Genomic DNA, 10753 nt, shown 5'->3' with positions numbered 1-10753 from the left:
CCCGTCGAGTTCGAGACCCTGTACGCGGACGGCGACCTGATCAGCCTGGTCGCCTGACCCCAACAACGAGTCTCTACCGAACCCGGGGCGATTCATTGAGCATTGAGTCCGGCAGTGGTGTCCCTTGTGGACACTCGGGGTGCGGTCGGCCAGCCCGGAATCAGGCAGCACGCACGACCTTCGGATCGCCAAGAGCGACACGGACCAGCAGTTGTACGACTTTGCCGGGGCCCTGCCTTCAGGGTAGGTAAGGGGACCTTGACAGCAGCGAGCCGATCACGCAGACCGCTCAAGCCGGACAACTGCCTTCCGGAGAGTGTCCCGTGTGGGCTCCGGCCTCAGAGCGCGGCGAGCCTGCCGAACCCGTCGAAGCCGTGCCCGGCGTCGATCGCTCGCTGTACTTCGGCTCGGGCGGCGCTGAGGACGCCGTTGTCGAGGCCGTGGGCTCGGATGGCGTCGAGGACGTGGTCCATCGTGGCCGCCGTGGACGTGAGAGTTCCCGCGTCACCGGGGTAATGCCCTGAGCCGACCTGCTCGGCGAGGAGGTCGATCATGTCCGGGAAGAATCCGAGCAATGCCTTCGCGTGCCCGGCGATTTCGGCTGCGGCGATGTCCTCGGCTTTGGCGAGGGCGAGCATGTGGATCACGCCGCTCATCGAGGTCCAGAGCAGGTCCTGCAGGGAGGCGTCGAACGCGGCGGCGCGGCCGGGCGAGTGGCCGACGTACTGCGCGTTCTGGCCGAGCGCGGCCAGCGTGGCGCGGTGTGTTTCGTAGACGTCGGCGGGCCCGCTGAAGAACAGGGCCGCGTCCGAGCCGCCGATCGCGTCGGTGGTGGCCATGATGACGCCGTCGAGGTAGTCGATGCCGTGGTCCGCCGCCCAGTCGGCCATCTCGCGGGCCTGCCGTGGTGAGCCGCCGGTGACGTTGACGAGGGTGCGGCCTTTTAGTGCGTCGGTGTCGAGGATCGAGCGGGCCGCGGTGTAGTCCCGGACGCAGACGACGACGAGAGGGCTGGCCGCGATCGCTTCGGCGGCGGTCGTGGCGACGGTGGCGGCGAGGCCGTTTTCCTTACCAGGGGCGCGATTCCACACGGTGGTGGGGTGGTGGGCGGTGACGAACGCGGTAGCGAGGGCGTGTCCCATGGGGCCGAGTCCTAGGACGGTCACAGTGGTCATGGGCGGCTACGCTAAACCTTGACATTGACGTGAGAGTCAAGTCTCGGGGGTGGGGGATGCGGATCGGGGAACTCGCGCGGCGGACGGGGGTCAGCGAGCGCGCGTTGCGGTACTACGAGGAGCAGGGCCTGCTGACGCCGGAGCGGCGGCCGAGCGGCTATCGCGTGTACGGCGACGCCGATGTGGCGGCGGTGCGGCGGATCAGGATCCTGCTCGGGGCGGGGCTGAACACCGCGCAGATCCTGGAGATCCTGCCGTGCATCGTCGACGAGGACGGCTGGCTGACGCCGGACTGTCCGGAGCTGACGGAGGCGTTGCGGCAGCAGCGTGCGCGGATCGGCGAGGCGATCGGCGAACTCGAGTCCACGCGCGCGAATCTCGACACGATCATCGGTGCGAAACCGCGGGCGAACTGACTTCTTCGCCTGACGATGAAGAAGGCGGCCGTGCCCTTGGAGGACACGGCCGCCTTTCGTCGGTGGCTCAGGTTCAGATGAGGCCGAGCTTCTTCACCGCGTCGCGCTCTTCGGCCAGTTCGTTGACCGAAGCGTCGATGCGGGCGCGCGAGAAGTCGTCGATCTCCAGGCCCTGGACGATCTTGTACTCGCCGTTCGCGGCAGTGACCGGGAACGAGGAGATCAGGCCTTCCGGGACACCGTAGGAGCCGTCGGAGACGACCGCCGCGGAGGTCCAGTCACCTTCGGGGGTGCCGTTGACCCAGGTGTAGACGTGGTCGATCGCGGCGGAGGCGGCCGAAGCGGCGGAGGACAGGCCGCGGGCCTCGATGATCGCCGCACCGCGCTTGGCGACGGTGGGGATGAAGTCGTCGGCCAGCCACTGCTGGTCGGTCAGCACCTCGGTGGCGGGCTTGCCGGACACCTCGGCGTGCGCGATCGACGGGTATTGGGTCGCGGAGTGGTTGCCCCAGATCGCGACCTTCTTCAGCTCGGTCACCGGTACGCCGAGCTTCTTCGACAGCTGCGCGAGGGCGCGGTTGTGGTCGAGGCGGGTCATCGCGGTGAAGCGCTCGGCCGGGACGTCGGGGGCGTGTGCCTGCGCGATGAGGGCGTTGGTGTTGGCCGGGTTGCCGACCACGAGGACCTTGATGTCGTCGGCCGCGCCGGCGTTGATGGCCTCACCCTGCGGCTTGAAGATCCCACCGTTGGCCTCGAGCAGGTCACCACGCTCCATGCCCTTGGCGCGGGGGCGGGCGCCGACGAGGAGGGCGACGTTCGCGCCCGAGAAGGCCTGCTTCGGGTCGTCGAAGATGTCGATGCCCGCGAGCAGCGGGAACGCACCGTCTTCGAGTTCCATCGCGGTGCCCTCAGCCGCCTTGACCGCCTGCGGGATCTCCAGGAGCCGCAGCTTCACCGGGGTGTCTTGGCCGAGCAGCTGACCGGACGCGATGCGGAAGAGCAGCGCGTAGCCGATCTGGCCGGCCGCACCGGTGACGGTGACGTTGACAGGGGCTTGGGTCATTGCGGTTCTCCAGCTTGAGGCGACATCGACTTTGTACCGCGATGCTAGTCCTGTCCCGAGTCGCCGTTCGGGTGCGTCCAGTCACTGTTTTCTTGATCGATGCCACCACCGGTCGCGTTCCCGGCGGCTTCTTGACTCTCACACCGATGTCAGACTCTAGGGTCCTGGCACGGACTCGACGCCGGGATCCTCTCGGCGGGCGTGGGCACTCAAGACGACAACAGGGGAGGACGCTCGTGTCACGGGAATCGACGGCCGTGGTGCTCGGTGGTGGCGGCCTGGCCGGGATCGGCTGGACCATAGGGGTGCTCGCCGCGCTCGAGGAGGCCGGGGCGCTCCAGTTGGGCTCCGCTGACCACGTGGTAGGGACGTCCGCAGGAGCCGCCGTGGCGGCCGCTGTGCTCCAGGTGGGGTCGGCGGTCGGGGAGTACGACAAGGTGGTGCGCAAGTCACGCCGCAACGACGAGCTCGCCCCGGCGGTGGCTTTGGCCGAAGTGATGCCGGACGTGCTGGCCATCCATGGCGGCGACGACCCTGTCGCGGTGAAGACCGCGCGCTTGGCGGGGCTGTCCCGGCAGCGGTCGGGGATCGACCCTTCCCGGCGCCGTGACGTGGTCGCCCGGCGGGTGGCCGACGACTCCTGGCCGGCCGTCCGGCTCAGCATCGTCGCGGTCCGTGTGGACGGCCGCAGAACCGTCTTCACCCGGGATTCGGGTGTGGGGCTGGTGGACGCGCTCACCGCCAGTTGCGCGGTCCCAGGGCTGTGGCCGGTGGTGCGGGTCGACGGCGATGACTACATCGACGGCGGCACGTTCTCCCTGACCAATGCCGAGCTCGCCCAAGACGCTGACCGGGTGGTTGTGCTGCAGCCGACGTCGGAGTCGCCGGCGTACGCGTCCGCGCAGCGGCAGGAGGTGTTGGACCGCGCCGTGGTGGTCGAGCCGTCCAAGCGGGCCCTCGCCGGGTTCGGCCCTGACCCGTTCGACCCCGATGTGCGGGGCGTGGCCGCCGTGCTCGGCTACGAGGACGGCCTGGCAGCCGCAGCTCGGGTTCGGACAGGTACCGCGGGAGCGTGATCGTCCCGATCACCCGGTCCAGCTCGCGGAGGACGCGGTAGAGCCGTCATCGGCGCGTGATCACGGTTGTCTCCCCGGAATCGTCAACACCCGGGACGCGGCGGGATTTTCATATCGTGCCAATGGAGTGGTGTTTTTCGGGGCATTCGCTGTTCCGGTCTGTCCCGGAAAACGGTTACAGCCCATAAAGTTATTTCATGAACCGGTTGCCGTGGCCTTTTGGGCCGATCGGCGGGCGGCATCGTGGAGATCGTTTCGCTAACCTGAGTCCGCCCAGTTCCCCGCCCCCCGTGTGGAAGTTTTGGGAAGGACCCCATGCTTACGACAGTGGTCGCCGCCGTATCGCTTTTCTCGTCGATAATAACACCGAATAGCTGGTCGCCGCCGCCGGGACCGCCGCCGGACCGGGTTGTCATCGACGTGGTCACGGTCAATGGATCCGGTTGTCCGCCGGGTTCGTCGGCCATCGCCGTCGCCAAGGACAACAGTGCCTTCACGGTGACCTACAGCGAATACACCGCGCAGGTCGGTGTCGGTGCGAAACCGACCGATCTGCGGAAGAACTGCCAGCTCAACCTCAACATCCATGTGCCGCAGGGATTCACCTACGGTATCGCCAGTGCCGACTATCGCGGTTTCGCCTCGCTCGAATCCGGCGCCAAAGGGTTGCAGCGGGCGAATTACTACTTCCAGGGCAATTCGCCGACCGCGCACGTGAGTCATCCGCTCAACGGGCCTTTGTCGGACAACTGGCAATTCCGTGACGAGGCCGAAGGCGGCGTCATCGTCTACAAGCCGTGTGGTGAAGACCGGAATCTCAACGTGAACACCGAGCTGAGGGTCGCCGCGGGTTCCTCGGACCCGAAGAAGACCACCAGTTTCATCACGATGGACTCCACCGACGGAGCGGTCAGGACCACCTACCACTTCTCCTGGAAGACCTGCCCGACCTCCTGACCACGCCAGGGTGACGGCCTGCTTCCCCGCCCGGAAGAAGGCCGTCCCACCCATGCCCTGGCCAGGGTCTCCCGACCCGGTGTCAGGACGTCGCCGCAAATATCGAACCCGCCCAGTTCCCCGCCGTGTGGAAGTTTTGGGAAGGAATCCCATGCTCAATGCGCTGGTTGCTGCCGTGACGCTTTTCTCGTCGGTTGTCACATCGAATGGCTGGGTACCACCTCCCGCGCCTGCCGACAAGATAATCATCGATGTCGTGACCGTCAACGGAACCGGTTGCAGACCGGGTACCTCGGCCATTTCCGTATCGCCGGACAACACCGCGTTCACCGTCACCTACAGCGAATACACCGCCCAGGTCGGTGTCGGTGCGAAACCGACCGATCTGCGCAAGAACTGCCAGCTCAACCTCTACGTTCACGTGCCGCAGGGATTCACCTACGGTATCGCGAGCGCTGATTATCGCGGTTTCGCCTCCTTGGCGGCGGGTGCCACCGGGCTGGAGCGGGCGAACTATTACTTCCAGGGCAATTCGCCGACCTCCTACGTGAACCACAACCTCAAGGGTCCGCTCGAGGACAACTGGCAGTTCACCGACGAAATCGAAGTCGGTGCCATCGTGTACAAGCCGTGCGGTGAGGACCGGAACTTCAACATCAACACGGAATTGCGGGCCGCGGTCGGTACTTCCGATCCGAAGAAGACCACCAGTTTCGTCACGATGGACTCGACCGACGGTGCCATCAAGACCACCTACCACTTCTCCTGGAAACAGTGTCCCAAGCCGAAGAACTGATCCGGTGAGGTGACGGCCTTCTTCGAGTTCCGGCGAAGGAGGCCGTCAGCCTTTCGCGGAAGGCGACGGATCGGTGGCCTCCACCCCGAACGCGCGGCCCAGCGCGATCACCGTCTCGTCGAGATGCCCGAGACTGGTGAGCACCGAACGCGCCTGCGGATCGTCGATCCGGTCGGCCACCGGGGTCCCGTCGTCGCGGACCAGCGTTCCGTGCCCGGAACCCCCGGGAGCGCCGATGGCCTTCCTCAGCACGGCGATGTTCTCCCGGATCCGCCCGGTGTACAGCCGCAGCCGATCCGCCTCGTTCACCAGCAGCCCGGCCTGCGACCGCGCCGCGACATGGCGGGCGCGGAAGGCGATCGTCTCCACCGTCGTCAGCACATGCCAGCCGTAGTCGCGGCGGCTGCTGAGATTCACCGGATGAGTGAGCGGTTCGATCGTCGTGCGGACCTTGTCCACCGCCCGGTCGAGGTCACGTGACTTCTCGATGACGCTCACGTTCTCCGCGCCGGACAGCAGGCCCGCGGCCTTCTCCACGAACTCGTCCAGTTCGTCCAGCAACGTGGAGACGTCGTCGAGCATCACCGCACGGGTGCGTACCGGCACGATCACCACGGCGGCCAGCACGCCGGCCGCCGCGCCCACCGCGGTCTCCGCGACGCGGATCCACAGCACCTCGAGACTGAACGTCCCCAGCAGGCTGTAGAGCAGCCCGAGCATGCTGGTGATGAAGAACGCCATGATCACCTGTGACACCCGGGCCATGTAGACCATGCCGAAGACGCACACGAGGATCAGCGCCAGCGTTGCCGGCACACTGCCCGACACCAGCAGGGTCAGCACCAGGCCGCCCACGATGCCGATCAGTGTGCCGCCGAGTCGACGGACGCCCTTCACGAACGTCGCCCCCGCCGTCGACGAGCCGATGAACACCACGAACACCGTCAGGACCGCCCAGTACCACCGCTGGCTCGACACCAGTTCCCCGCCGAGGACGGCGAGCCCGCCGCCGACGACGGCCTGGATGGCGCTGCGCGTCTGGTTGTCGTAGGCGAACGCCGACGACTTCTCCTCTTCGGGATCCTCGGGGTCGTCGCCGGTATCGGAGACGTCGTGTTCGGCGACCCGCTGCGCCCGTACGTCGGCCAGCGCGAGTTCGGCGATGGCCCGGCGGACCCCGTCACCGGCCGCGGCGTGCTCGTCGATCCGGCTGCCTTCCACCAGCATCCTGCTGAACTCTTCGGTCTCGCTGATCAGCGGCAGTTCCCGCGGGTCGCGTTCGATGAGCGACCGGAACCGCCGCAGACGCGCGACCAGATCGTCCCGGACGTCTTCGCCGAGTTCCTCGGCGCAGGTGCGTTGCACGGTGATCGTCAGCCATTGCACCGCCAGCTCGACCTCGATCGCGCGGCGGCGCAGCCGGTTCGCCGAATCCGCTCCGGTCACCTCGGGGGCGGTGTCCTCGATGAGCAGCACGGTCTCGTGCAGACGGGCGTTGGTCGTGCGGAGCCGTTTGCGGGTGCGCTCGCTGCCGCCGACGGTCAGGTAGTCCTCCGCCGCCCGTACGACCGCCGCGAGTCTCGCCCGGAACGCCCGCCGGATCCGCAGGAACTCCGCGTCGGTGTGCCTGCGCAGCAGGACGAACCTGACCACCGCGTTCGCCGCGATCCCGATCGTGAGCGCCAGAAGCAGGACCGGGACCTGTCTCAGATGTGTCTGCAGGAACATCGCGAAGAAGAACAGGAAGAACGAGATCGATCCCAGCGCGATCCCGCGCGATCCGAACCGCTGCGCGTAGACCGCGACGAAGATCAGCAGGACGAACACGACGCTGTCCAGCGGTGGAACCGCCGAGCCCACACTGGCCGCGGTGAGCGACGCGGCCCCGAGCACCAATGCCGAGATCAGCGTCACCGCCTGCTGGCCGGGGGTGGCGTCGTTGACGGTGAAGGCGGAGGTCATCGCGGCGATCGCGGCAACGAGGGTGACCGTGAGCGGCTGGTGGAACGGCAGGATGGCCAGTACCGCGACGACGATGCTGAGTACGGCCGAGAAACCGAGCCGGAGCCGGACCAGGCCGGGATCGGAGGCGACCAGACGATCGGTCGTGGCCTGGGTGATGCGGGAGATCATCGGGCGAGCAGCTCTCCTTGGGCGAGGGTGACCCGCCGGGCGGTGGACGAGGTGATGCGGAGACGGTATCTGGCGTGCTTCGCGGGCTTGGAGAGGGCGAACGGTCGGGTCTGGCGGCGCCAGCGGAACGTCTCGCCTTCACGCTGGTCCAGCGGCACCCAGTGCGCTCCGTCGTCGGATCCCTCCAGTACCCACGAACGCGGATCACCGCGGCGGCTGCCCGAGGTCAGCGTGTACATCACGACCTCACGATCGGCGTCTTCGACGGGGAAGTCGATGACGGGCTTGCCGCCGGGGAAGGTGATCTCGGTCTTGGTGGTGTCGTCGAACAGGGCACCGTCGCCCACCGTGATGTCCGTGAGCGGGCGCGGGGCGGCCGGTTCGACGGGGGAGCGGCCCCAGTTCGAGGGCTGCTCGCCCATCGTGAACTCCAGCGTCGCGCCCTCGGCCAGCACCGAATGCGGAAGCGTGCTGCTCTCGTGCGGACGGCCGTCGATCGTCAGCCCGTGGACGTACACGGTGCGTTCGGTGTTGCCGGGCGCGGTGATGACCAGGTCCTTCCCGTTCTCCAGATGGACGGTCGCCTTCGTGAACAGCGGCGAGCCGATCGCGTACTCGGGGCTGCCCATGGCCAGCGGGTAGAACCCGAGCGCGCCGAAGACGTACCAGGCGGACATTTCGCCGTTGTCCTCGTCACCGGGATAACCCTGGCCCAGGTCGCCGCCGACGTAGAGCCGGCGCAGGACCTCCCGCACGATCCGCTGCGTCTTCGACGGCGCGCCCGCGTAGTGGTAGATCCAGGGAATGTGGTGCGAGGGCTGGTTGGAATGCCCGTACTGTCCCATCCGGACGTCGCGGGCTTCGGTCATCTCGTGGATGAGGCCACCATAGGAACCCGGTTTGCGGCCCGTCTCCGGCGTCGCGAAGAACGTGTCCAGTTTGGACTCGAGCGCTTCGGTTCCGCCGTGCAGCGCGGCGAGCCCGGCACCGTCGTGGGGGACGGAGAAGGCGGTGTTCCAGGAGTTCGTCTCGGTGAAGTCGCCGCCCCACGCCTCCGGGTCGTAGCCCTCGGCGGCGAAATGCCGGTTGCCGTCGCGGTTACGGCCCTGGAAGAACCCGATGCGGTGATCGAAGTGGTTCGCGTACTGCTGCGAGCGCTGCCGGAAGTACGCGGCGTCGTCGTGGTGGCCGAGCGCTTCGGCGAGATTGGCCAGGCCGAAGTCGTTCACGCAGCCTTCGAGCGCCCACGACAGGCCCTCGTGGACCGAGGTCGGCGTGAACCCGAGGAAGATCGACTCGTGCAGGCCCTTCCGGCCGACGCTCTGCCCGCGCGGAGTCACCGTCGCGTTTTTCAGTGCCGCCTCGTAGGCAGCCTCGACGTCGAATCCCCGCACGCCCTTGAGGTACGCGTCGGCGAACGCGACGTCGGAGCTGGTGCCGGTCATCAGGTTGGCGTACCCGGGGGAGGACCAGCGCGAGATCCAGCCGCCCTCGCGGTACTGCTGGACGAACCCGTCGATCATCCGCCCGCACCGGCCGGGCGTGAGCAGGGTGTACGCGGGCCAGGTGGTGCGGTAGGTGTCCCAGAAGCCGTTGTTGACGTACATCTCGCCGTCGACGACTTTCGCGCCGGTCCGTGTGTGGGTGCTCGGCAGGAACCGGCGGACGACCGGGCTCGCGTGACGGACGCCCTTCGGGGTGTCCTCGTGTGCGGAGTTCGGATACAGGAACAGGCGGTAGAGGTTGGAGTAGAAGGTGTCGCGCTGGTCTTCGGTCGCGCCCTCGATCTCGACCCGGCCCAGTACCTCCGACCACGCGTCCCGGGCCTGGTCCCGGACCTGTTCGAAGGTCGTCCCGGCGGGGATCTCCAGGTCGAGGTTGCGTTTCGCCTGCGCGAGACTGATCAGCGACGTCGCGATCCGCATCGTCACCTCGCCCGCCGCGAACTCCAGGAACCCGGTGACCGTGCGCCACACCGGACGCCGGATCTTCCCGCCGCGGTCGGCGGGGACGTCGAACTCGGCGTGCACGAACATCCGCCGCGCGCCGGCCGACAGCCTGCTGCGGACCCACGTGTGCCCGGTGAGCACGCCGTTCGCCGGGTCCAGACGCAGCCCGCCGCGGTTGCGGGCGTTGTCGAACAGCAGCCAGCCGCGATCGCCCGGGAAGGTGAACCGCATCAGTGCCGCGTGATCGGACGGGGCGATGTCGGCGGTGACGCCGTTGTCGAACCGGACACCGTAATGATGCGGCCGGTCGATCTCGTCGTCGTGGGAGAAGGTGAGCGCGCGGCGGGCCCGGTCGGGCTCGACCGGGCCGATCCCCGGCATCACCTGGAAGGTGTGCCGGTCACCCATCCACGGGCTCGGCTGATGCGACAGCGCGAACGCCTGCAGCGCCGGACGGTTCGCGGCGGTGTTGTGCCGGTGATAGCTGTAGAGCCAGTTGGTGACGCCCGCGTCGGTGACCGGGGTCCAGAAGTTGAAGCCGTGCGGGACGGCCGTGGCGGGGAAGTTGTTGCCCCGGGAGAACTTGTCGCTGGAATGCGTGCCGCGGGTGGTGCGGACGTGATCGACCGGCTCACGGACCTCGACCACGCGCTCGGCGATCCGGACGTCGTCCACCCAGCCGCCGGGCACGCCGTCACCGGGCGGCGGTTCGCAGACCAGGACGATCCTGCCGATCCGCCGTCCGGCGAACTCGCCGAGCCGTCGGCGTACCCGGTTCCACTGGTCGACGTACAGCGTCTTGTCCAGGCCCTGCCCGGTGGCGCTGAACCCGGCGGACGTGCCGTCGGTGAACTCGACGTCGAGCGCCACGAACGTGCTGCGGTAGGTGGGGACGGCGTCGGTCTCGGCTTCGGGGAAGACCACATAGGACAGTTCGGTGTGACCGGTGACCTCGATGTCCACTTCGAACAGCGGCGCGCGGAGCGTGCCCTCGAAGCGGAGGGCGTGCGCGCCGGTGAACCCCACGCCCGGCTTCGCCGTCGGCGACGACCGCGGGCCGGTGCCGACACGCAACACCGGATCCACCGGCTGCGGATCACCCGTTTCGAAGGAGGAGAAGAACCCGGTGATCGTCACCAGGCCACCGTAACTCGCACACGTCGGCACGGCCTGCCGGGCGGCACCGCG

At 67.8% G+C, this 10753-nt stretch carries 8 protein-coding genes; 4 read left to right on the top strand and 4 right to left on the bottom strand.

The window, feature by feature from the left end; genetic code table 11:
• Window positions 1-338: 338 nt before the first annotated feature.
• Window positions 339-1175: an NAD(P)-dependent oxidoreductase gene (locus ACZ7KI_RS18240; RefSeq protein ID WP_470274282.1), complete on the bottom strand. Its 837-nt coding sequence runs from the start codon at window positions 1173-1175 to the stop codon at window positions 339-341.
• Between the two features lie 56 nt (window positions 1176-1231).
• Here ACZ7KI_RS18240 and ACZ7KI_RS18235 point away from each other — a divergent pair, with 56 nt between their 5' ends.
• Window positions 1232-1591 carry a MerR family transcriptional regulator gene (locus tag ACZ7KI_RS18235; protein WP_470274281.1) on the top strand — a complete coding sequence of 120 codons (360 nt, stop codon included), beginning with the start codon at window positions 1232-1234 and terminating at the stop codon, window positions 1589-1591.
• 73 nt (window positions 1592-1664) lie between these two features.
• On the opposite strand, the gene ACZ7KI_RS18230 is transcribed toward ACZ7KI_RS18235, so the two are convergent.
• Entirely contained in the window at window positions 1665-2654 is a 990-nt protein-coding gene (locus ACZ7KI_RS18230; protein ID WP_470274280.1) for a malate dehydrogenase, read from the bottom strand.
• Between the two features lie 236 nt (window positions 2655-2890).
• On the opposite strand from ACZ7KI_RS18230, the gene ACZ7KI_RS18225 reads away from it, so the two are divergent.
• The 3 genes from ACZ7KI_RS18225 (at window position 2891) to ACZ7KI_RS18215 (ending at window position 5483) form a co-directional block, all read left to right on the top strand.
• The gene (locus tag ACZ7KI_RS18225; RefSeq protein ID WP_470274279.1) at window positions 2891-3730 is read left to right on the top strand and encodes a patatin-like phospholipase family protein; all 840 of its coding nucleotides are present in this window, start codon (window positions 2891-2893) and stop codon (window positions 3728-3730) included.
• 315 nt (window positions 3731-4045) lie between these two features.
• Window positions 4046-4687 (top strand): DUF4360 domain-containing protein, encoded by a 642-nt coding sequence (locus ACZ7KI_RS18220; RefSeq protein ID WP_470274278.1) that lies wholly within the window; start codon window positions 4046-4048, stop codon window positions 4685-4687.
• Window positions 4688-4838: 151 nt separating this feature from the next.
• A complete protein-coding gene (locus tag ACZ7KI_RS18215) occupies window positions 4839-5483 on the top strand; it encodes a DUF4360 domain-containing protein (RefSeq protein WP_470274277.1) in 645 nt (214 codons plus the stop codon).
• Between the two features lie 45 nt (window positions 5484-5528).
• Here the strand turns inward: ACZ7KI_RS18215 and ACZ7KI_RS18210 are convergent, their stop codons facing one another.
• A complete protein-coding gene (locus ACZ7KI_RS18210; protein ID WP_470274276.1) occupies window positions 5529-7616 on the bottom strand; it encodes an FUSC family protein in 2088 nt (695 codons plus the stop codon).
• Window positions 7613-10702, bottom strand: a complete 3090-nt coding sequence (locus ACZ7KI_RS18205; RefSeq protein WP_470274275.1) for a GH92 family glycosyl hydrolase — start codon at window positions 10700-10702, stop codon at window positions 7613-7615. The genes ACZ7KI_RS18210 and ACZ7KI_RS18205 overlap by 4 nt, the downstream gene beginning before the upstream one ends.
• Window positions 10703-10753: the final 51 nt, after the last annotated feature.

The organism is Amycolatopsis sp. NPDC039088, assembly GCF_055598845.1.
The sequence above is the reverse complement of the archived record's forward strand: the minus strand, read 5'-3'. Positions and strand labels throughout refer to the sequence as shown.

Bases quoted from the DNA above. Each gene is read 5' to 3' on its own strand.
- ACZ7KI_RS18240 (WP_470274282.1), bottom strand. From the start codon at position 1,175: ATGACCACTGTGACCGTCCTAGGACTCGGCCCCATGGGACACGCCCTC.
- ACZ7KI_RS18235 (WP_470274281.1), top strand. From the start codon at position 1,232: ATGCGGATCGGGGAACTCGCGCGGCGGACGGGGGTCAGCGAGCGCGCG.
- ACZ7KI_RS18230 (WP_470274280.1), bottom strand. From the start codon at position 2,654: ATGACCCAAGCCCCTGTCAACGTCACCGTCACCGGTGCGGCCGGCCAG.
- ACZ7KI_RS18220 (WP_470274278.1), top strand. From the start codon at position 4,046: ATGCTTACGACAGTGGTCGCCGCCGTATCGCTTTTCTCGTCGATAATA.
- ACZ7KI_RS18215 (WP_470274277.1), top strand. From the start codon at position 4,839: ATGCTCAATGCGCTGGTTGCTGCCGTGACGCTTTTCTCGTCGGTTGTC.
- ACZ7KI_RS18210 (WP_470274276.1), bottom strand. From the start codon at position 7,616: ATGATCTCCCGCATCACCCAGGCCACGACCGATCGTCTGGTCGCCTCC.